Source organism: Cellulomonas sp. KRMCY2, from assembly GCF_000526515.1.
GTDB lineage: Bacteria > Actinomycetota > Actinomycetes > Actinomycetales > Cellulomonadaceae > Actinotalea.
On the sequence record NZ_JAGF01000001.1, the window covers coordinates 3855007 to 3876344 of the forward strand.

At 71.9% G+C, this 21338-nt stretch carries 20 protein-coding genes; 8 read left to right on the forward strand and 12 right to left on the reverse strand.

All coding sequences use genetic code 11. The annotated features are described in order from the left end of the window. Positions 1-8 precede the first annotated feature (8 nt). The 5 genes from tal (at position 9) to K415_RS0118185 (ending at position 5334) form a co-directional block, all read left to right on the forward strand. Complete coding sequence (gene tal, locus K415_RS0118165; protein WP_024288452.1) at positions 9-1175, forward strand: transaldolase; 1167 nt, start codon at positions 9-11, stop codon at positions 1173-1175. Between the two features lie 37 nt (positions 1176-1212). Then, positions 1213-2754 carry a glucose-6-phosphate dehydrogenase gene (zwf, locus tag K415_RS0118170; protein WP_024288453.1) on the forward strand — a complete coding sequence of 514 codons (1542 nt, stop codon included), beginning with the start codon at positions 1213-1215 and terminating at the stop codon, positions 2752-2754. A gap of 79 nt (positions 2755-2833) precedes the next feature. Further along, positions 2834-3754: a glucose-6-phosphate dehydrogenase assembly protein OpcA gene (locus tag K415_RS0118175; protein ID WP_024288454.1), complete on the forward strand. Its 921-nt coding sequence runs from the start codon at positions 2834-2836 to the stop codon at positions 3752-3754. Next, the gene (locus K415_RS0118180) at positions 3751-4563 is read left to right on the forward strand and encodes a 6-phosphogluconolactonase (protein WP_029664114.1); all 813 of its coding nucleotides are present in this window, start codon (positions 3751-3753) and stop codon (positions 4561-4563) included. Before K415_RS0118175 ends, K415_RS0118180 begins: the two co-directional genes overlap by 4 nt. Before the next feature lie 87 nt (positions 4564-4650). Next, positions 4651-5334, forward strand: coding sequence for an O-methyltransferase (locus tag K415_RS0118185; RefSeq protein WP_029664115.1), 684 nt, complete (start codon positions 4651-4653; stop codon positions 5332-5334). Between the two features lie 64 nt (positions 5335-5398). Here the strand turns inward: K415_RS0118185 and K415_RS0118190 are convergent, their stop codons facing one another. The 9 genes from K415_RS0118190 to uvrC all read right to left on the reverse strand — a co-directional run bounded on the left by K415_RS0118190 (position 5399) and on the right by uvrC (position 14605). After that, positions 5399-5746, reverse strand: coding sequence for an RNA polymerase-binding protein RbpA (locus K415_RS0118190; protein ID WP_034661386.1), 348 nt, complete (start codon positions 5744-5746; stop codon positions 5399-5401). A 16-nt stretch (positions 5747-5762) separates the two neighbouring features. Continuing rightward, positions 5763-6008 (reverse strand): preprotein translocase subunit SecG, encoded by a 246-nt coding sequence (gene secG / locus K415_RS0118195; RefSeq protein ID WP_024288456.1) that lies wholly within the window; start codon positions 6006-6008, stop codon positions 5763-5765. Positions 6009-6167: 159 nt separating this feature from the next. Continuing rightward, positions 6168-6965 (reverse strand): triose-phosphate isomerase, encoded by a 798-nt coding sequence (gene tpiA, locus K415_RS0118200; RefSeq protein WP_024288457.1) that lies wholly within the window; start codon positions 6963-6965, stop codon positions 6168-6170. A gap of 3 nt (positions 6966-6968) precedes the next feature. Continuing rightward, a complete protein-coding gene (gene pgk / locus K415_RS0118205) occupies positions 6969-8180 on the reverse strand; it encodes a phosphoglycerate kinase (RefSeq protein ID WP_024288458.1) in 1212 nt (403 codons plus the stop codon). A 153-nt stretch (positions 8181-8333) separates the two neighbouring features. After that, positions 8334-9341 carry a type I glyceraldehyde-3-phosphate dehydrogenase gene (gene gap, locus K415_RS0118210; RefSeq protein WP_024288459.1) on the reverse strand — a complete coding sequence of 336 codons (1008 nt, stop codon included), beginning with the start codon at positions 9339-9341 and terminating at the stop codon, positions 8334-8336. A 184-nt stretch (positions 9342-9525) separates the two neighbouring features. Next, entirely contained in the window at positions 9526-10506 is a 981-nt protein-coding gene (gene whiA, locus K415_RS0118215; RefSeq protein WP_024288460.1) for a DNA-binding protein WhiA, read from the reverse strand. 15 nt (positions 10507-10521) lie between these two features. Next, a complete protein-coding gene (yvcK, locus tag K415_RS0118220) occupies positions 10522-11538 on the reverse strand; it encodes a uridine diphosphate-N-acetylglucosamine-binding protein YvcK (RefSeq protein WP_024288461.1) in 1017 nt (338 codons plus the stop codon). Between the two features lie 5 nt (positions 11539-11543). Next, positions 11544-12482, reverse strand: a complete 939-nt coding sequence (gene rapZ, locus K415_RS0118225; protein ID WP_024288462.1) for an RNase adapter RapZ — start codon at positions 12480-12482, stop codon at positions 11544-11546. Next, complete coding sequence (uvrC, locus tag K415_RS0118230; RefSeq protein WP_024288463.1) at positions 12479-14605, reverse strand: excinuclease ABC subunit UvrC; 2127 nt, start codon at positions 14603-14605, stop codon at positions 12479-12481. The genes rapZ and uvrC overlap by 4 nt, the downstream gene beginning before the upstream one ends. A 91-nt stretch (positions 14606-14696) precedes the next feature. Between uvrC and K415_RS0118235 the strand changes: the two genes are divergently transcribed. After that, positions 14697-15209, forward strand: coding sequence for an OsmC family protein (locus K415_RS0118235; RefSeq protein ID WP_024288464.1), 513 nt, complete (start codon positions 14697-14699; stop codon positions 15207-15209). A 55-nt stretch (positions 15210-15264) separates the two neighbouring features. Here the strand turns inward: K415_RS0118235 and uvrA are convergent, their stop codons facing one another. Further along, on the reverse strand, positions 15265-18150 hold the full coding sequence (uvrA, locus tag K415_RS0118240) for an excinuclease ABC subunit UvrA (protein WP_024288465.1): 2886 nt from the start codon (positions 18148-18150) through the stop codon (positions 15265-15267). 101 nt (positions 18151-18251) lie between these two features. Here uvrA and K415_RS0118245 point away from each other — a divergent pair, with 101 nt between their 5' ends. Further along, positions 18252-18944, forward strand: a complete 693-nt coding sequence (locus K415_RS0118245; protein WP_024288466.1) for an MBL fold metallo-hydrolase — start codon at positions 18252-18254, stop codon at positions 18942-18944. An 83-nt stretch (positions 18945-19027) separates the two neighbouring features. On the opposite strand, the gene K415_RS0118250 is transcribed toward K415_RS0118245, so the two are convergent. Then, a complete protein-coding gene (locus K415_RS0118250) occupies positions 19028-19540 on the reverse strand; it encodes a hypothetical protein (protein WP_024288467.1) in 513 nt (170 codons plus the stop codon). Further along, positions 19537-20889, reverse strand: a complete 1353-nt coding sequence (locus K415_RS0118255) for a serine/threonine-protein kinase (protein WP_024288468.1) — start codon at positions 20887-20889, stop codon at positions 19537-19539. The genes K415_RS0118250 and K415_RS0118255 overlap by 4 nt, the downstream gene beginning before the upstream one ends. Before the next feature lie 149 nt (positions 20890-21038). Between K415_RS0118255 and K415_RS0118260 the strand changes: the two genes are divergently transcribed. Further along, positions 21039-21329 (forward strand): YciI family protein, encoded by a 291-nt coding sequence (locus K415_RS0118260; protein WP_024288469.1) that lies wholly within the window; start codon positions 21039-21041, stop codon positions 21327-21329. Positions 21330-21338 lie beyond the last annotated feature (9 nt).

The following is a 21338-nucleotide window of genomic DNA, read 5'->3' on the forward strand; positions in this document are numbered from 1 at the left end:
GAACCGTCATGACCAGCCACGCATCCGTACCGAGCGAGCTTCCCGCGCCCCTGGCCCGCCTCCGGGACGCCGGCGTCGCCATCTGGCTCGACGACCTGTCCCGTGAGCTCCTCCGGAGCGGCGACCTGACGCGCCTCGTCCGCGAACGTGGGGTCGTCGGCGTCACGACCAACCCGACGATCTTCGCGGCGGCGCTGACCGGCGGCGCCGCGTACGACGCCCAGCTGGCCGAGCTCGCGGCGACCGGAACCGCTGTCGACGAGGCCCTGGTGACCATCACGACCGACGACGTGCGGGACGCCTGCGACGCGCTCGCACCCGTGCACGCCGCGACCGGCGGTCTGGACGGACGCGTCTCGATCGAGGTCGACCCGGGGCTCGCGCGCGACACCGACCGCACCGTGGCGACGGCCGCGCGACTGTGGGCGACAGTCGACCGGCCGAACCTGTACATCAAGATCCCGGCGACGGTCGAGGGTCTGCCGGCGATCACCGCGACGATCGCGGCGGGCATCAGCGTCAACGTGACGCTGATCTTCTCGCTCGAGCGGTACCGCGCCGTCGTCGCCGCCTACCAGGACGGTCTGACGGCGGCCCGCGCCGCAGGCCGCGACCTGAGCACCATCTCCTCGGTCGCGTCCTTCTTCGTCTCCCGGGTCGACACCGCCGTCGACGCCCGGCTCGACGCGCTCGGGACGCCCGAGGCGGCCCAGCTGCGCGGCACGGTCGCCATCGCCAACGCGCGCCTGGCCTACCAGGTGCACGAGCAGACCCTGGCGACCGACCGCTGGCGGGACCTCGAAGCAGCGGGCGCCAACCCGCAGCGGCCGTTGTGGGCCTCGACGGGTGTCAAGGACCCTGCGTACGCCGACACGCGCTACGTCGACGAGCTGGTGGCGCCCGGGGTCGTGAACACCATGCCCGGCGCGACCCTCGAGGCGGTCGCCGACCACGGCCGGATCCGCGGCGACAGCGTGACGGATGCCTACGCCCAGGCCGCCGACCAGATCAGCCGGCTGGCCGGCCTGGGTGTCGACCTCGCCGAGGTGACCGACACGCTCGAGGCCCAGGGTGTCGAGAAGTTCGAGACGAGCTGGCGCGAGCTGCTCGCCACCGTCTCCGGCGGACTGGCCCGCAACGCCGGCCCCGCCGCGACCGTGCAGGACGCACCGTGACCGACCGCACGAGCACGGCCCACCACGGAGCGGCCAGGTGAGCCCGTCGCGGGTCACGGCGCAGGCGAACCCGCTGCGCGACCCTCGCGACCGGAGACTGCCCCGGATCGCCGGGCCGTGCGGTCTGGTCATCTTCGGCGTGACCGGTGACCTCGCCCAGCGCAAGCTGATGCCGGCCGTCTACGACCTGGCCAACCGCGGGCTGCTGCCACCGGGGTTCGCGCTGACCGGCTTCGCCCGACGGGACTGGGAGGCGCAGGACTTCGCCGCCGTCGTGCACGACGCGGTCAAGGCCAATGCGCGGACCCCGTTCCGGGAGAGCACCTGGCGGCAGCTCGCCGAGGGCATCCGGTTCGTCCAGGGTGAGTTCGACGACGACGCCGCCTTCGACCACCTGAGCACCACTGTCGCCGAGCTCGACGCGGAACGGGGCACCGGCGGCAACCATGCGTTCTACCTCGCCGTACCCCCTGCCGCGTTCCCGCTGGTGTGTCGCCAGCTCGCCCGCTCGGGGCTGTCCCAGCAGTCGGGCGACGCCTGGCGGCGGGTGGTCATCGAGAAGCCGTTCGGTCACGACCTCGCCAGTGCGCGTGAGCTCAACGACGTGGTGTCCGAGGTCTTCACGCCCGAGTCGGTCTTCCGGATCGATCACTACCTGGGCAAGGAGACCGTGCAGAACATGCTGGCGCTGCGGTTCGCCAACCAGCTGTTCGAGCCGATCTGGAACGCGCACTACGTCGACCACGTGCAGATCACCATGGCCGAGGACATCGGCATCGGCGGCCGCGCAGGCTACTACGACGGCATCGGCGCAGCGCGTGACGTCATCCAGAACCACCTGCTCCAGCTGCTCGCGCTGACCGCGATGGAGGAGCCGGTCTCGTTCGACGCCGACGGCCTGCGCGCCGAGAAGGAGAAGGTCCTCTCCGCGGTCCGCGTCCCGAAGGACCTGTCCCGGCACACCGCGCGCGGCCAGTACTCGGCGGGGTGGCAGGGCGGCGAGGAGGTCGTCGGCTACCTCGAGGAGCACGGCACGGCGCCCGCCTCGACCACCGAGACCTATGCCGCGATCCGGGTGGACATCGACACCCGCCGGTGGGCCGGGGTGCCCTTCTACCTCCGCACCGGCAAACGGCTGGGCCGCCGGGTGACCGAGATCGCGGTGGTCTTCAAGAAGGCACCGCACCTGCCGTTCGAGTCGACGGCGACCGAGGAGCTCGGCCAGAACGCACTGGTGATCCGGATCCAGCCCGACGAGGGGGTGACCATCCGGTTCGGCTCCAAGGTCCCGGGCACCCAGATGGAGGTCCGGGACGTCACGATGGACTTCGGCTACGGGCACGCGTTCACCGAGTCCTCCCCGGAGGCCTACGAGCGCCTCATCCTCGACGTGCTGCTGGGCGACCCCCCGCTGTTCCCTCGACACGAGGAGGTCGAGTTCTCCTGGAAGATCCTCGACCCGATCACGGCGCACTGGGCCCGGCAGGGCGCCCCCGAGCCGTACCGCTCAGGCACCTGGGGCCCACCGTCCGCCGACGCGATGATGGCGCGCGACGGCCGGGCCTGGCGACGCCCGTGACGGCCACCACCGGCCCGGGTCCCACCCCGGCCACCGCGGCCGGCTCGACAGCCGGCACCACGACCCGAGAGGGGTCCCGATGATCCTCGACCTTCCGGACACCACGACCACCGCGGTGACCAGGGCCCTGCTCCGGCTGCGCGACGAGGGCGGCGCGGTCGCTCTCGGCCGCGTCCTGACCCTCGTGATCGACGCCGAGGCCGGAGACGTCGAGCAGGCCGTCGACGCCGCGAACGACGCCAGCCGCGAGCACCCGTGCCGCGTGCTGGTGCTGGCACGCAAGCCCAGCCGGACGACGTCGAAGCTCGACGCCCAGATCCGGGTCGGCGGTGACGCCGGCGCCAGCGAGGTGATCGTGCTCACCGCATCGCAGGACATGCTCACGCACGCCGACACCCTCGTGATGCCGCTGCTGCTGCCGGATGCGCCGATCGTGGTCTGGTGGCCGAACGAGCTGCCCGAGAACCCCGCGGAGCACCCGATCGGTCGGATGGCGCAACGACGCATCACCGACAGCCTGGCCTGCTCCGACCCGCTGAAGAGCCTCCGGCGGCTGCGTGCGGACCATGTGGCGGGCGACACCGACCTGGCCTGGACCCGTCTGACGGTGTGGCGGGGCCTGCTGGCGGCGTCGCTGGACCAGCCGCCGCACGAGCCCGTCGTCCACGCCGAGGTCAGCGGCCACGACACCCACCCCTCCGTCGTGCTGCTCGCGGCATGGCTCGCGCACGCGCTGCGCTGCCCGGTCGACATCGTCCGGCAGGAGGGTGTCCAGGGCATCACGAAGGTCGTGCTGGACCGTGCGTCCGGTCCGATCGTCATCGAGCGTCCGGACGGCCGGACGGCGACGCTCCTGCAGCCGGGACAGCCGCTGCGCCACACCTCCATGCCGATGCGCGAGCTGCGCGAGTGCCTCTCCGAGGAGCTCCGGCGGCTGGACCCCGACGAGGTCTACGGCGAGGTGCTCGTCGACGGCCTCGAGCGGATCGGCGCGGCATGACCGCCCGCACCGTGATCGCGCACCCCGACGCGACGACGCTCGCGGAGGCGACCGCTGCCCGGCTGCTGCTCCGGCTGATCGACGCCCAGTCCGTCCACCGACCCGTGCACGCCGCGCTGACCGGTGGCACCGTCGGCATCGCGACCCTCGCCGCCGTCGCCGCCTCCCCGTTGCGGCACGCGGTGGACTGGACCGGCGTGCACCTGTGGTGGGGCGACGAGCGGTTCCTGCCCGCCGGTGACCCTGAGCGCAACGAGACGCAGGGCAGGGCGGCGCTGATCGTCCACCTGCCGATCCCGGACCGGAACGTGCACCCGATGCCGGCGGCCGACGCCCCGGGAATCGACTCGCCCGAGGACTCGGCGGCGGCCTACGCCGACGAGCTCGCAGCCTTCGCCCCGACGCCTGACGGTGCCGGATCGACGGACGGTGCCGGCTCGACTGACAGTGCCGGCTCGAACGGCGGGGACGACGCCGGGCCGGCGGTACCGCACTTCGACGTCGTGCTGCTCGGCATGGGCCCGGACGGGCACGTCGCCTCGCTCTTCCCCGGGAACGCGGCCCTCGACGCCGTCGATCGCACGGTGGTGGGGGTGCACGGCGCCCCCAAGCCACCGGCCGAGCGCGTCAGCCTGACGTTCGCTGCGATCGAGGCCGCCGACGAGGTGTGGCTGGCCGTGGCAGGCGCCGACAAGGCTGCAGCCGCCGTCCGCGCCCTGGGCGGCGACGACCTGCACCGGACACCCGCCGCCGGGGCTCTCGGCCGTCGTCGGACGCTCTGGCTGCTGGACGCCGCGGCAGCGGGCTGAGTCGCCCCGAACGCTCCGGGCCGTCGGACCGGGGCACCGCCACAGACCTGCGCCCGTCGGACCGGGCGTGCCGACCTGGGAGAAGCGATGGACCACGCAACCTGGACCGCCGTCGACACATATCTCGAGGCGCTCGTCCCGCAGGACGACGTGCTCGTGGCGGCCAACGCCGCAGCGGAGGCGGCCGGTCTGCCACCGATCCAGGTCTCGGCGACGCAAGGACGCCTGCTCCAGCTGCTCACGCAGCTGTGCGGCGCCCGACGCGTGCTCGAGGTCGGCACCCTGGCCGGCTACAGCACGATCTGCCTGGCGCGCGGGCTCCCCACCGGTGCGGACGGTGGTGTCGAGCCGCACCTGACGACCCTCGAGATCGATCCCGTGCACGCGGCGATCGCCCGGTCGAACCTCGAGCGGGCCGGCCTCGCGGGAGTCGTCGAGGTCCGGGTCGGTCCGGCCGAGCAGAGCCTCGTCGACCTCGTCGCGCAGGGCGTCCCGCCGTTCGACCTCGTCTTCCTGGACGCCGACAAACCGTCCAACGTGAGGTACCTGGAGCTCTCGCTCGACCTGACCCGACCCGGTGCGGTGATCATCGTGGACAACGTGGTCCGCGACGGGACGGTCGCCGACGCGGACAGCACCGACGAGCGGGTGCGCGGCTCACGCGCGGTGATCGATCGGGTCGCCGTCGATCCGCGCCTGGCCGGGACCGTCATCCAGACGGTCGGCACCAAGGGTTACGACGGCTTCATGCTCGTGCGCGTCGGCCCCTGAACGGGTGCCGTGCGGTCAGCCGGTGCGCCGTCCCGCCGGCCGCGCGCCGTCCCGCCGACCGGGCTCAGAGGCCGCGGCGGGCCCGGAGTGCAGCGAGGGCCTCGTCGAGGATCGCCGCGCCGTCCTCGTCGCTGCGACGCTCCTTCACGTAGGCCAGGTGCGTCTTGTACGGCTCGTTGCGGCTGGGCGACGGCGGGTTCTCGCGGTCCTGCCCGGCCGGGTAGCCGCAGCGCGGGCAGTCCCAGGTCTCCGGCGCGTCGGCACCGGCCTCCTCGGAGAAGCTGGGCTTGGTCTCGTGGCCGTTCGCGCACCAGTAGGAGACCCAGAACCGTGGAGCGGACTCGCCCCGTTCTGCCTCGCCCATCGGGCCGGCTCCGACACGGGAACCTCGGATCGCACTACCGCTTGCCACGATCGGTCCTCCGGTATCAGACGCTGACGCGCTGGATCAGGCCCAGCAGCACGATGACGACGGCCCAGAGGACCGCCAGCCCGATGGTGAGCCGGTTGAGGTTGCGCTCGGCCACGCCGGAGCTGCCCGCCGTGCTCGAGATGCCACCGCCGAACATGTCCGACAGGCCGCCGCCCTTGCCCTTGTGGAGCAGGACGAGCGCGACGACGAGGAAGCTGGTCAGGACCAGCAAGATCTGCAACACGATGGTCAGTGCGGTCACGTGGTTCGTACGTCCTCACTCGACGGGCTGGCGGCGCCGGCGGGCGCCCGCACAAGGATAGGCGACGGTTGGCCGATCCGACGAACACGTGACGGGTGATCATGCAGCTCGCCGACATCGGTGGCGGCGAGCTGCATGATCACCGGCTCGTGCTGGTGACTACAGACCCACCTGGTGGGACTGGTAGCGCACGATCTTGGCGAACTCCTCGGGGTCGAGGCTCGCCCCGCCGACGAGGGCTCCGTCGACATCCGGCTTCGCCATGATCGACGCGACGTTGCCGGACTTGACCGAACCGCCGTAGAGCACGCGGACACCGTCGGCGAGCTCCTGGCTGTACAGCTCGGCGACCTTGACGCGGATCGCCTCGCAGACCTCCTGCGCGTCCTCGGGCGTCGCGACCTCACCGGTGCCGATGGCCCAGACGGGCTCGTACGCGATGACGATCTTGGCGGCCTGCTCGGCCGCGAGACCCGCGAGGCCACCCTCGACCTGAGCGAGCGTGTAGGCCACCTGGTCGCCTGCCTTGCGGATGTCCAGGCCCTCGCCCACGCAGAGGATCGGCACGAGACCCTGGCTGAAGGCCGACGTCACCTTCGCAGCGCAGAGCGCGTCGTCCTCCGCGTGGAACTGACGCCGCTCGGAGTGGCCCACCGCGACGTACGTCACGCCCAGCTTCGCGAGCATCACCGGCGAGATCTCGCCGGTGTAGGCGCCCTCGGTGTGCGCCGAGACGTCCTGCGCGCCGTAGGTCAGCGCGTACTTGTCCGCGTCGACGAGCGTCTGCACCGACCGCAGGTCGGTGAACGGCACCAGCACGCTGACCTCGACCGTCGAGTAGTCGTGCTTGGCGTCCTTGAGCGTCCACGCGAGCTTCTGCACGAGGTGGGTCGCCTGGTGGTGGTCCAGGTTCATCTTCCAGTTCCCCGCCATCAGCGGGGTACGGGTGGTTGCCACAGGTCAGGCCTCCGTCGGCTGGTCGAGCACTGCGATACCGGGCAGGGTCTTGCCCTCGAGGAACTCGAGGCTCGCGCCGCCACCGGTCGAGATGTGACCGAAGCCGGCCTCGTCGAAGCCGAGGATCCGGACCGCTGCGGCGGAGTCGCCGCCGCCGACGATCGTGAACGCGCCCCGGGTCCCGGCATCCACCAGCGCCTGGGCGACAGCCCGGGTCCCGCCGGAGAACGCCTCGAACTCGAACACGCCGGCCGGACCGTTCCAGACGACGGTCTTCGCGTCGAGGATCTTGTTCCGGAACAGCTCGGCAGAGTCGGGGCCGATGTCCAGGCCCATCCGCCCGTCGGGGATCGCATCGGCTGCGACCACGTCGTGCGGGGAGTCGGCCGCGAAGCCGTCGGCGACGACGACGTCCGTCGGCAGGACGATCTCGACACCGTGCTCGGCTGCCGTGGCGAGGTAGCCCTTGACCGTCTCGACCTGGTCCTCCTCGAGCAGCGAGCTGCCGACGGAGTAGCCCTTGGCTGCGAGGAAGGTGAAGGCCATGCCGCCGCCGATGAGCAGGCGGTCGGCCTTGGTCATGAGGTTCGCGATGACCCCGAGCTTGTCGGAGACCTTCGAGCCACCCAGGACGACGACGTACGGCCGCGCAGGGTTGTCGGTCGCCTTGCGCAGCGAGTCGACCTCCTTGAGCACGAGCCGGCCGACTGCGGCCGGGAGCTTGAGGGCCACGTCGTACACGGACGCCTGCTTGCGGTGCACGACCCCGAAGCCGTCCGAGACGTAGGCGTCGGCCAGCGAGGCCAGCTCGTCGGCGAGCTCGGCGCGCTCGGCGTCGACCTTCGAGGTCTCGCGCGGGTCGAACCGGATGTTCTCCAGGAGCGCGATCTGCCCGTCGCCGAGCGCGGCGACCGTCTCCCGTGCGGACTCGCCGATGGTGTCCTTCGCCAGGGCGACCGGCTGGCCGAGCAGCTCGGAGAGCCGCGCAGCGACGGGGGCCAGGGAGTACTTGGCCTCGGGCGCACCCTTGGGGCGACCCAGGTGGGCCGTGACGACGACCCGCGCGCCTGCACCGAGCAGTGCCGTGAGGGTCGGCAGCGCAGCGCGCACGCGACCGTCGTCGGTGATCGTCGTGCCGTCGAGCGGCACGTTGAAGTCGGAACGGACGAGGACGCGCTTGCCGCGCAGGTCCCCGAGGTCCTCGATGGTCTTCATGGTTCCTACTTCCTGTCTAGGGGCGGCCGTCGGCCGTCGATCAACCCGGCGGGCACGATGGCCCGGACATGACGACGTCCGCGTGCGCCCGCGACCCGAGGGCCGCGGTGCGCACGCGGACGCATGGTCGTGCTGCTCGTGCGGGGACCAGCGTCAGAGACGCTCGCCCACGTAGGTCGTGAGCTTGATCAGCGAGTTGGAGTAGCCCCACTCGTTGTCGTACCAGGCGACGACCTTGACCAGGTTGCCGGAGACCTTGGTGAGGCCGGCGTCGAAGATGCTCGAGGCCGGGTCCGTCACGATGTCGGACGAGACGATCGGGTCCTCGGTGTAGGTCAGGATGCCCTTGAGCTCCGGGGTCTCCGAGGCGGCCTTGATCGCGGCGTTGACCTCGTCGACAGTCGTCTCGCGCGAGGCGGTGAAGGTCAGGTCGGTCGCGGAACCGGTCGGCGTGGGAACGCGCATGGCGTAGCCGTCCAGCTTACCCTTGAGCTTCGGGAGCACGAGCGCCACGGCCTTGGCCGCACCGGTCGAGGTCGGGACCATGTTCACCGCAGCGGCACGGGCACGACGGAGGTCGCGGTGCGGGCCGTCCTGGAGGTTCTGGTCGGCGGTGTAGGCGTGGATCGTGGTCATCAGACCGCGCTCGATGCCGAACACCTCGTCGAGCACCTTCGCCATCGGGGCGAGGCAGTTCGTGGTGCAGGACGCGTTGGAGATGATGTGGTGCGTGGCCGGGTCGTAGTCGGTGTGGTTGACACCGACGACGAACGTGGCGTCCTCGTTCTTCGCGGGCGCCGAGATGATGACCTTCTTGGCACCGGCGTCGAGGTGGGCCTTCGCCTTGGTCGCGTCGGTGAAGATCCCGGTCGACTCGATGACGATGTCGGCACCGAGGGCACCCCACGGCAGAGCCGACGGGTCCTTCTCGGCCAGTGCCTTGAACGACTTGCCACCGACGGTGATCGAGCCCTCGTCGTAGCTGACGTCCTGCGCGAGACGACCGAGGATCGTGTCGTACTTCAGCAGGTGCGCAAGCGTCTTGTTGTCCGTCAGGTCGTTCACTCCGACGATCTCGATGTCGGCGCCCGACTCGATGACAGCGCGGAAGAAGTTACGTCCGATACGGCCGAAGCCGTTGATTCCGACGCGGATGGTCACAATGCCCTCCTCGGGGCGCGCCGGGTCCGCCGACACGCAGATTGGTCTCCTACGGATACGTACGGCGCTGTACGCGCCTGGTCAGATCGCGAGCTTTCCTCGATCCCCAGATGACGCAAGGCTACAGGTAACAGGCCCGAAATACGCCGGGACGTTCGTCCGAGAACGGGGCCGTCCAGACCGTTCAGACGTCCAGCATGTCCGGGGTCAGACCAGCCTCGGTGTCCGGGATCCCGAGGTCCGCGGCCCGCTTGTCGGCGGTCGCCAGCAGGCGTCGGATCCGGCCGGCGACGGCGTCCTTGGTCAGCGGCGGCTCGGCAAGCTGGCCGAGCTCCTCGAGCGACGCCTGCTTGTGCGCGAGCCGCAGCTGACCGGCCTCGCGAAGGTGCTCGGGCAGGTCGTCACCGAGGATCTCGAACGCGCGCTCGACCCGTGCGCCGGCCGCGACGGCAGCCCGCGCAGATCGCCGCAGGTTCGCGTCGTCGAAGTTGGCCAGACGGTTCGCCGTCCCGCGCACCTCGCGACGCATCCGGCGCTCCTCCCACACCATGACGGCGTCGTGCGCCCCCAGGCGGGTGAGCATCGCCCCGATCGCGTCACCGTCACGGATCACGACCCGGTCGACGCCCCGGACCTCGCGGGCCTTGGCGGCGATACCGAGCCGGCGCGCGGCCCCGACCAGCGCGAGGGCGGCCTCGGGCCCTGGGCAGGTCACCTCGAGGGCAGCGGACCGTCCCGGCTCGGTCAGCGACCCGTGTGCCAGGAACGCCCCGCGCCAGGCCGCCTCGGCCTCGCCGAGGCCCGCAGAGACCACCTGGGGCGGCAGCCCGCGGACGGGCCGGCCACGGTTGTCCAGCAGTCCCGTCTGGCGTGCGAGGGACTCGCCGTCCTTGACCACCCGGACCACGTAGCGGGTCCCCCGGCGCAGCCCGCCACCGCTGACCACGACGACCTCGCTGGTGTGCCCGTAGACCTCGGCGATGTACTGCCGTAGACGGCGCGCAGCAACCCCGGTGTCGAGCTCCGCCTCGATCACGATGCGGCCGGAGATGATGTGCAGCCCGCCCGCGAAGCGCAGCGTCGCGGACACCTCAGCCTTGCGGCACGACGTCTTGTCGATGGTCAACCGAGCAAGCTCGTCCTTCACCTGTGCCGTCAGTGCCATGCCGTCATCCTGCCATCACTGGGAAGCCGTCCCGACGTCGCCGAGGAAGCCCTCGAACGCATCCCGCAGCGCAGCGGCCAGCCGGAGCGCGTCGTGACGGGCGGTTCCGTCCCCCACCTGGACCTGACGCAGCAGCAGCTGAGCACCCATCGAGCTCGCCCGGAGCTGCATCGCATCGAGGTCGTCGATCGCGCTCGGGTCGGCGATCACGACGTCGATGTGCAGGTCAGGTGCGTGTTCCTGCAGCGCGGTGAGGTGCTCGAGGGTGGTCATCGCATGCGGGTCGCCGTGCGGCCGCAGGTTCAGCGTGACGCAGCGGCGGGCGGTCGTCCGGTGCAGCGCCGCCGACAGCTCAGGCACCAGGAGGTGCGGCAGGACCGAGGTGAACCACGAACCAGGACCGAGCACGACCCAGTCGGCCGCGTCCACCGCAGCGACCGCTTCCGGGCACGCCGGCGGGTCGTCCGGCAGCAGGCGGAGCTTGCGCACGCGCCCCGGCGCGACGGCCACGGCGCTCTGGCCACGCACGACGTGCGCGATCGCAGCCGGGTCGGCAGCGGACCCGTCCGGGCCGTCGTCGACGACGTCCGCCTCGATGGTCAGCGGCACCGAGGCCATCGGCAGGACCCTGCCTCGGGCGCCGAGCAGTCGGCCGACCCAGTCCAAGCCCTGCACCGGGTCGCCGAGAAGCTCCCACAGCGCGACGATCAGGAGGTTCCCGACGGCGTGCTGGTCGAGGTCACCGCTCGTCCGGAAGCGGTGCTGCAGCACGTCCCGCCAGGTGCGGCCCCAGTCGGAGTCGTCGCACAGCGCTGAGAGCGCCATCCGGAGGTCACCGGGCGGCAGGACGTCCATCTCGTGCCGCAGCCGGCCGGAGGACCCGCCGTCGTCGGCGACCGTCACGACGGCCGTGAGCCGGTCGGACATCAGACGCAGGGCGGAGAGACTCGCGTAGAGCCCGTGACCGCCGCCGAACGCGACGACCGCGGGCCCCGAGCCCGACTCCCGGGGCACGGCGGGCAGCAGCTTCATGCCACTCATTCCCGACCGAGGTCCCGGTGCGTGGCGACGACCCGATGGCCCCGCTCGCGCAGTGCGCCGGCCAGCGCCTCGGCGATCGCGACCGAGCGGTGCTTGCCGCCGGTGCAGCCGACGGCGATCGTCGCGTAGCGCTTGTCCTCGTGCAGGTAGCCGGCGAGCACCGGTTCGAGCGCCTCGACGTAGCGCTCGACGAAGACCCGGGCCCCGTCCAGGCCGAGCACGTAGTCCCGGACCGGCTCGTCGCGACCCGTGAGGTGGCGCAGCTCGGAGATCCAGTACGGGTTGGCCAGGAACCGCACGTCCACGACGTGGTCGGCGTCCAGCGGCAGGCCGTACTTGAAGCCGAAGGAGATGACGTTGATCCGCAACGCGTCCTCTGCGCCGCCACCCACCGCGAGCCGCACCTCCCGCGCCAGGTCGTGGACGTTGAGCTCCGAGGTGTCGATCACCGCGTCGGCCCGCTCACGGACACCGGCGAGCAGTGCCCGCTCCTCGGCGATCCCGTCAAGGAGCCGACGGCCGCCCTGCAGCGGGTGCGGGCGACGCACGGCCTCGAAGCGCTGCACGAGGACCGCGTCGGACGCGTCGAGGAAGAGGATGCGGTAGTCCAGGCCGGCCTCGCGCAGCGAGTCGACGACGTTGACCAGGTCGGCGAAGAACTCGCGGCCCCGGACGTCGACGACCGCCGCGAGCCGGTTCACACCACCAGGAGCTGCCGTCATCATCCCGGCGAGCTGGGTGAGCAGCTGCGCCGGCAGGTTGTCCACGACGTACCAGTCCAGGTCCTCCAGGACCGCGGCCGCCTTGGTGCGTCCGGCACCCGACATGCCGGTGATGACCAGGAGCTCCGGCAGCTCGGTGCGGGGGGCGGGTGTGGCCGCCTCGAGTGCAGGGATGCCGGTGGGCACGGTTTCGGGGGGTGGCTCTCCGGTCATGGCTCCAGCATGCCAGGCGCGGCGGTGCCCGGCCTCTGGCCGGCCGCGGCCGCACCGTCCCCGCCGAGCGACGTGAGCACGACCTGAGCGGTGCGCCGGCCCATCCCAGGGACCTCGGCGACCTGCTCGACGGTGGCCGCGCGCAGACGCGCGACGGACCCGAAGTGCTTGAGCAGGGCTGCCTTGCGGGCCGGCCCGAGGCCCGGGACGGTGTCGAGCGCCGAGACGGTCATGCCCTTGCTCCGCCGTGTGCGGTGGTGCCGGATGGCGAACCGGTGCGCCTCGTCCCGGACCCGCTGCAGCAGGTACAGACCCTCGGAGCTCCGCTCGAGGATGACCGGGTAGTCCTCCCCTGGCAGCCAGACCTCCTCGAGCCGCTTGGCCAGTCCGCAGAGCGCGACGTCGTCCACCCCGAGATCCGCCAGGGCACGCGCTGCGGCGGCCACCTGAGGCTGCCCGCCGTCGACGACGACGAGGTTCGGCGGGTAGGCGAACCGGCCGGGCCGCTCGGTCACCTCGGCGGGGACCTCGCCCCCCGGCGCGTCGCTGTGCGGCCGGCCACCGCCGTGCGACTCGAGACCACCGTGCGACTCGACGTCGTCGCCCGGCTGGACGTCGTCGTGCTCGCCGAGGTCGAGCGCACCCGAGCGTGCCTGATCTTCGAGGTAGCGGCGGAACCGCCGCGTGATCACCTCGTACATCGCGGCCGTGTCGTCCCGGGCACCCTCCCCGTCCGGACCGCGGACGACGAAGTGGCGGTACTCGGACTTGCGGGCCAGGCCGTCCTCGAAGACGACCATCGAGGCGACCTGGTGGGTGCCCTGGGTGGTCGAGATGTCATAGCACTCGATCCGCAGCGGAGCCGTGGGCAGGCCGAGTGCCTCCTGGATCTCCCGCAGCGCCTGGCTCCGGGTGGTCAGGTCCCCGGCCCGACGGGTGCGGTGCAGCACCAGGGCGTGCTCGGCGTTGCGGCGCACGGTCTCGGCGAGCGACCTCTTGTCGCCGCGCTGAGGAATCCGGACCTGGACGCGCGAGCCTCGCAGGACGCCCAACCACGCCGTGACCTGGTCGACGTCGGGCGGCAGCACCGGGACGAGCACCTCCCGTGGGACGGCACTCGTGCTCGGCGCGGCCCGCTCGGGTCGGACCGCGCCGGCCGAGGCGTGCTCCGAGACCTCGGCACCGGCACCCTCGCCGTAGACCTGCTGGAGCAGGTGCTCGACGAGCTCGGCGTCGGTGACGTCCTCGACCTTCTCGACGATCCAGCCCCGCTGGCCCCGGATGCGACCGCCGCGCACATGGAAGACCTGGACGGCAGCCTCGAGATCGTCGCCCACGAGCGCGAAGACGTCGGCATCCGTGCCGTCAGGCAGCACCACGGCGTTCTTCTCGGTCGCCCGCTGCAGGGCCGCGATGTCGTCGCGCAGGCGTGCCGCGGTCTCGAACTCGAGCTCCGCCGACGCCTCCTGCATGCGTCGCTCGAGGCGGCGCACGAACTTGGCGGAGTCCCCGGCCATGAAGTCGCAGAAGTCCTCTGCCAGGGCCCGGTGATCCTCGGGCGTGATCCGGCCGACGCACGGTGCGGCGCACTTGTCGATGTATCCGAGCAGGCACGGTCGTCCTGACTGCGCCGCCCGCCTGAAGACACCGGACGAGCAGCTACGGATCGGGAACACCCGCAGCAGGAGGTCGACGGTCTCGCGGATGGCCCAGGCGTGACCGTACGGGCCGAAGTACCGGGTTCCGGCGCGCTTGGCCCCGCGCATGACCTGGACCCGCGGGAACTGCTCCGCCAGGGTCACGGCCAGGTACGGGTAGGACTTGTCGTCCCGGTACTTGACGTTGAAGCGGGGGTCGAACTCCTTGATCCAGGAGAACTCCAGCGCGAGGGCCTCGACCTCGGTGCCGACGACCGTCCACTCCACCGACGCCGCGGTCGTCACCATCTGCTGGGTACGCGGATGCAGGGCCGACAGGTCCTGGAAGTAGCTGCCGAGCCGGGACCGCAGACTCTTGGCCTTGCCGACGTAGATGACACGGCCGTGCTCGTCCCGGAAACGGTAGACGCCTGGGGAGTCGGGTACCTGACCAGGTGCGGGTCGGTAGGTCGCCGGATCGGCCATGGGGTCGAGCCTAGATCAGGCCGCCCACACGGCCCGAACCCGGGCTCCACCGACCGGTCGATCTCCCCGTGGTGGCCGCTACGGTAGGCCGATGGGACTCCTGCACACCTACGACGTCGACGTGACCTGGACCGGCGCCGGTGAGTCCGGCACGACCAGCTACACGAGCTACAGCCGCGATCACGAGGTCGACTTCCCCGGCAAGCCGCGTCTGCTCGGCTCCGCGGATCCGAGCTTCCGAGGCGACCCAACGCGCTACACGCCCGAGGAGCTCCTGGTGGCGGCGCTCTCCCAGTGCCACATGCTCTGGTTCCTGCACCTGGCCTCGTCCGACGGCGTCGTGGTCATCGGGTACTCCGACCGCGCCACCGGGACGATGCGGGTCGAGGCCGCAGGGCACGGGCAGTTCACCCAGGTCGTCCTGCACCCGTCGGTGACCGTCGCGTCCCCGGTGCGCCTCGACGGACGACCGATCGGCGACGAGGACCTCGGCGAGCTGCACGCGCGAGCCCACGAGCACTGCTTCATCGCACGGTCGGTCAGCTTCCCCGTCCGGCACGACCCGGCCCCGATGCGGGTCAGCCAGGTCGCGGCACCGAGCTGACCAGGCAGGTCCGCAGGTCGGCAGGTCCGCAGGGCGGGCGACCGGCGTCCGCGCGTCAGGCGCTGGCCGCGAGCCGTACGCGCCCCACCACAGGATCCGCCGCAGCCTCGACCACGTTGGCCAGGAACTGGCCGGTGTAGCTGGTCTCGATCGAGGCGACGTGCTCCGGAGTGCCCTCTGCGATCACGCGGCCACCACCTGAACCGCCCTCAGGTCCCATGTCGACCACCCAGTCGGCGTTCTTGATGACATCGAGGTTGTGCTCGATGACGATCACGCTGTTGCCCTTGTCGACCAGCGACTGGAGGACACCGAGCAGCTTGCGGATGTCCTCGAAGTGCAGGCCCGTCGTGGGCTCGTCGAGCACATAGGCCGTCCGCCCGGTCGACCGCTTCTGCAGCTCGGCGGCGAGCTTGACCCGCTGGGCCTCACCACCGGAGAGGGTCGGCGCCGGCTGTCCCAGGCGGACGTAGCCCAGGCCGACGTCGACGAGGGTCTTGAGGTGCCGTGAGATCGCCGGCACCGCGGCGAAGAACTCCGAGGCCTCCTCGATCGGCATGCCGAGCACGTCAGCCACCGTCTTGCCCTTGAAGTGCACCTCGAGCGTCTCGCGGTTGTAGCGCGCACCGTGGCAGACCTCGCACGGCACGTACACGTCCGGCAGGAAGTTCATCTCGATCTTGATGTTCCCGTCACCCGAGCACGCCTCGCAGCGGCCGCCCTTGACGTTGAACGAGAACCGGCCGGGCATGTAGCCGCGCACCTTGGCCTCGGTCGTCGCGGCGAAGAGCTTGCGCACGTGGTCCCACACCCCGGTGTAGGTGGCCGGGTTGGACCGTGGTGTCCGGCCGATCGGCCCCTGGTCGACGTGGACGACCTTGTCCAGGTGCTCGAGCCCGGTGACCCGGGTGTGCCGACCGGGCACCTGACGCGCCCCGTTGAGCTCGTTCGCGAGAACGGTGTAGAGGATCGCGTTGACGAGGGTCGACTTGCCCGAGCCGGACACACCGGTCACCGCGACGAGACAGCCGAGCGGGAAGGTCACGTCGATGCCGAGCAGGTTGTGCTCTCGTGCGCCGATCACTGTCACTGCGCGATCGGGGTCGACCGGACGCCGCACGGCCGGCATCGGGATCTCCCGGCGGCCGGCCAGGTACGCGCCGGTCACCGACTCCGGCGCCGTGAGCAGCCCGGCCAGGTCCCCGGAGTGCACGACACGACCGCCGTGCTCCCCCGCACCCGGCCCGATGTCGACGATCCAGTCGGCGGTGCGAATCGTGTCCTCGTCGTGCTCGACGACGATCAGGGTGTTGCCGAGGTCGCGGAGCCGCGTCAGGGTCTCGATCAGGCGCCGGTTGTCCCGCTGGTGCAGTCCGATGCTGGGCTCGTCGAGCACGTACAGGACGCCCACCAGACCGCTGCCGATCTGGGTCGCCAGCCGGATCCGCTGGGCCTCGCCACCGGACAGGGTGCCGGCCGGGCGGTCGAGCGCGAGGTAGTCCAGCCCGACGTCGAGCAGGAAGCCCAGGCGGGCCTGGATCTCCTTGAGGACCTGGGCCGCGATGGCGCGCTCGCGCTCACCGAGCTCCAGCCCGGCGAGGAAGTCACGCGCCTCACGCAGCGGCAGGTTGCACACCTCGGCGATGGACCGGCCACCCACCCGCACCGCGAGCACCTCGGGCTTGAGGCGGGTGCCCTCGCACACATGGCACGGGACCTCCCGCATGAAGGCCTCGTACTTCTCCTTCGACCAGTCGGACTCGGTCTCCGCGTGGCGACGCTGGATGAACGTCACGACCCCCTCGAAGCCGGTGCTGTACTGCCGCTCCCGGCCCCACCGGTTCTTGTAGCGGACGTGCACCTTGTGGTCCTGGCCGAAGAGGATCGACTCGCGGGCACGCTCCGGCAGCGCCCGCCACGGGACGTCCATCGAGAAGCCGAGCTCGCCGGCCAGTGCCGTCAGGACCCGCTGGAAGTACTCGGAGGACGTCTGCGCCCAGGGCGCGACCGCGCCGGCCGCGAGGGTCGCCTCCTCGTCCGGGATCACGAGGTCCGGGTCGACCTCGAGCCGGGTCCCGATGCCGGTGCACTCGGGGCACGCGCCGTACGGCGCGTTGAAGGAGAACGTCCGCGGCTCGATCTCCTCGAGCGCCAGCTCGTGGTCGTTGGGGCAGGCCCGGTGCTCGGAGAACCGTCGCTCCCGGCCCGGGTCGTCCGCCTCCGCATCGACGAGCTCGACGACCAGCAGCCCGCCCGCCAGGGTCAGGGCGGTCTCCACCGAGTCGGTCAGCCGCCGCTGCACGCCCTCCCGGGCGACGAGCCGGTCGATCACGACCTCGATGGTGTGCTTGAGCTTCTTCTCCAGCGCCGGGGCCTCGGTCAGTGCGAGGACCTCACCGTCGACCCGCGCACGCGCGAACCCCTTCGACTGGAGCTCGCTGAAGAGATCGGCGTACTCGCCCTTGCGCCCGCGCACCACCGGGGCGAGGACCTGGTAGCGGGTGCCTTCCGGCAGCTCGAGCAGGCGGTCAACGATCTGCTGCGGCGTCTGCCGGCTCACCTGCTCGCCACACACCGGGCAGAACTGGGTCCCGGCGCGGGCGAAGAGCAGCCGCAGGTAGTCGTAGACCTCGGTGATCGTGCCGACCGTCGACCGCGGGTTCCGGTTCGTCGACTTCTGGTCGATCGACACCGCCGGGGAGAGCCCTTCGATGAAGTCGACGTCCGGCTTGTCCATCTGGCCGAGGAACTGGCGCGCGTACGCCGACAGCGACTCGACGTACCGCCGCTGCCCCTCGGCGAAGATCGTGTCGAAGGCGAGCGACGACTTGCCGGAGCCGGACAGGCCGGTGAAGACGATGAGGCTGTCCCGCGGCAGGTCGAGGTCGACATTGCGCAGGTTGTGCTCACGGGCACCACGGACGACGAGGCGGTCACTCACCCCGACATGCTACGGCGAACCGAGGACATCCGCACACATGTTCGAACGGCGGGACGATCGGACGCCATGCCGACCGCCGGTCGGCGGAGGAAGATGGGCAGATGACCTATACCGGCGTCGTCCGACCGGGCGGCCCCTCGGCGGTTCGCGAGCTCGACGAGATCACGATCCGCAAGGCCTCGGTCGGGTCCATGGACAACAACGCGTACCTGCTCACGTGCCGCGCCAGCGGCCATCAGCTCCTCGTGGACGCCGCGGCGGACCCCGAGCGACTGCTCGCCCTCGTCCGCGAGGGGTCCGGCACGGCCCGGCTCGACACGATCGTCACGACCCACCGGCACCACGACCACCACGGCGCGCTCGAGTCGCTGCACACCGTGACCGGCGCGCACCACGCCTGCGGGGCGGACGACGCCGCGGCGATCCCGGTGGTCTGCGACCGACGACTGCACCACGGCGACGTCGTGGCCGTCGGCCACCTCACGCTCGAGGTGGTCGGCCTGCGGGGGCACACGTCTGGGTCGGTCGCCCTCGTCTACCGCGAGCCGCAGCACGTGGTCGCGCCGGACGCGGTACCGGGACGGGCGCATCTGTTCACCGGCGACAGCCTCTTCCCCGGCGGTCCGGGCGCCACCGCGAACCCGCAGGACTTCGCCTCGCTGATGGACGACCTCGTCGAGCGTGTCTTCACTCGCTTCGACGACCGCACCTGGGTCTACCCGGGCCACGGCCCGGACACGATCCTCGGCGCAGAGCGGAACGCCGTGCCTGCGTGGCGGGCTCGCGGCTGGTAACCGATGGACCACCGGGGCCGGCGGACCGGCGGTCCGCACACCGGTCCGGCGGTCCGCACACCGGTCTGGCGGTCGCCGGTCCCTCAGTCGTCGTTCTTCCCGCTGTTGCCCTTGCCCGGGTTGTCCGGCTTGCCGTCCGCGTCCTCGTCGGGGTCGGCCTCGTCCTCGGCGGCCTGATCGGCCTCCAGCTGCGCCTGATCGGCCTCCAGCTGCGCCTGCTGGGCCGCGCGCGCGGCGGCGATCTCCGCCTCCGTCAGGAGCAGCGCCTCGTCGATCGTGCGGTACCGCGCCGCCGAGACCTCGCCGGCGTCGACGGCCGCCTCGAGGGATGCGCGGACGTCGGCCAGCGCCGCTGCGGCGACGTCGTACTGCTGGGCGGACGCCGCCTGCGCCGCAGCCAGGACACCGGCCTGCAGATCCTCGGCCGTCGCGGCGGACAGGTCGGCCGCCGGCTCGCTGCAGCCGGTCAGGACGAGGGCGGACGCAAGGACCAGGCCTCCGGCGGCGACCCGGAGCGCCCGGGCGACATCGCTCACGGCCCGGAGCCCCCCAGCAGCACCGCCCATCGCCCGCAGCGCCCCGGCGACGCCGCTCATGGCTCGACGCTCCGGGCGAGCGCGTCGAGCGCAGCGCCGAGCGACCCGTCCACTACCGGGTACTCCACGGAGGTCGCTGACGGGTCGGCGGCCGGCTCGGCGGCCTGCTCGTCCGGGAGCGCCAGCTTGGCCCCGAGGGCGAGCACCGCGACCGTCGCCGCGGCGGCCGCGAGGACGGCAGGCCGGTGCAGCCACCCGGCACGGCGCCGCGGCCCGCCGGGCCGGGCAGTGGCCGGGTTGTCCGGCCCGGGGAGGTCGTCGTCGGGGTCGTCCAGCGGGAGCTCGAGCGACCCGCGCACGACGGCAAGGACCTCGCCCGGCGTGAACGCGCGGGTGCGCTCGGCATCGGCCGGCGCCGGCGCGATCCGCGGTGGTGGACCGGTCGAGCCCGCCGTCGCCGCCGGGAGCACGGCCGTGCTCTCGGCCAGCTCCACGGTGAAGCGTTCGGTGCTCAGGGTCGTGCCCGCCGGGCTCGAGCCACTCCCGGCCAGGTCAGCGAGCCGCACGGCGGCGTCCGCCATCGTGGGCCGTTCGATGGCCTCCCGATGCGTCATCGCCGCCAGGAGATCGCGCCAGCCGGCCGGCAGGTCCGGCGGGATCGTCGGGTCGCTGTTGAGCCGGACCGACGCGAGCTCGATCAGCGTCCCGGTGAACGGCTTGGCGCCCGTCAGGCACTCGAGCAGGACGAGTCCGAGCGAGTAGACGTCCGCGGGTGGTCCGACCGTCCGCCCGGCCGCCTGCTCCGGGCTCAGGTACATCGCGGTGCCCAGCGTCGTCCCGGTCATCGTCAGGCGAGCACCGTCGGTGAGCCGCGCGATGCCGAAGTCCGCGAGCTTGACGATCGGTCCGGTCGTCACGGCCGCGTCGGAACCCGCCACGGCGACCTCGCGACCGACGAGCAGGACGTTGGCCGGCTTGATGTCGCGGTGCACGACCCCGGCCTCGTGCACGGTGACGAGCGCCTCGGCCAGCTGCCCGCCGACCCGGGCGGCGTGCACCGGCGACAGCGGCCCGCCGGCGATCCGGGTGGCGAGGGTCGGGCCGTCGACGAGCTCCATCACGAGGTAGGTCTGCGGAAGGTGCCCGCCGGCCAGCGCGGAGCCGGCGTCGTGCAGCGTGACGAGCCCGGGGTGGCTCAGCCGCGCGAGCAGCCGCATCTCCGCCTGGTGGCGCTCGGACTCGGCGACGTCCGGCGTCGCCGGGAAGAGCTTGATCGCCACGTCGCGGCCGAGGAGCTCGTCGTGCGCTCGGTACACCGTGGCCATGCCACCCTGACCGAGGAACTCGTCGATCCGGTAGCGCCCGTCCAGGACGGTGCCCTGGACGACGTCAGGTGACCCCTGGGGCACGTGCTCCTCCTGTCCACGGCCGGACCGGCCCCCGTGGGGGCTCGGGCACCAGCGCCACGCCGTACGGCTTCCGAACGTAGGTGGGGCGGTCGCGTCCCGCACGTCGAGAGCAGGTGATGTCTGCGGCCGTGCACCGCCACAATGCCGGCATGACCATCTACGCCGTCCAGTACACGTACGACGACCGCACGGCTGCGCGCGAGGAGGTCCGCCCGGAGCACCGCGCGTACCTCCGTGAGCTCGCCGAGCGCGGCACCCTGCTCGGCTCGGGGCCGTTCACCGACGGTGAGCCCGGTGCGCTGCTCATCCTGACGGCGCACGACGCCGAGGCGATCGACGGCCTGCTCGCCGGTGACCCGTTCGCACGGGAAGGACTGATCGCCCGGACGGTCGTCCGGCCGTGGGACATCGTGATCGGCGCCTGGGCACGCGACGCCTGAGGCGAGCCG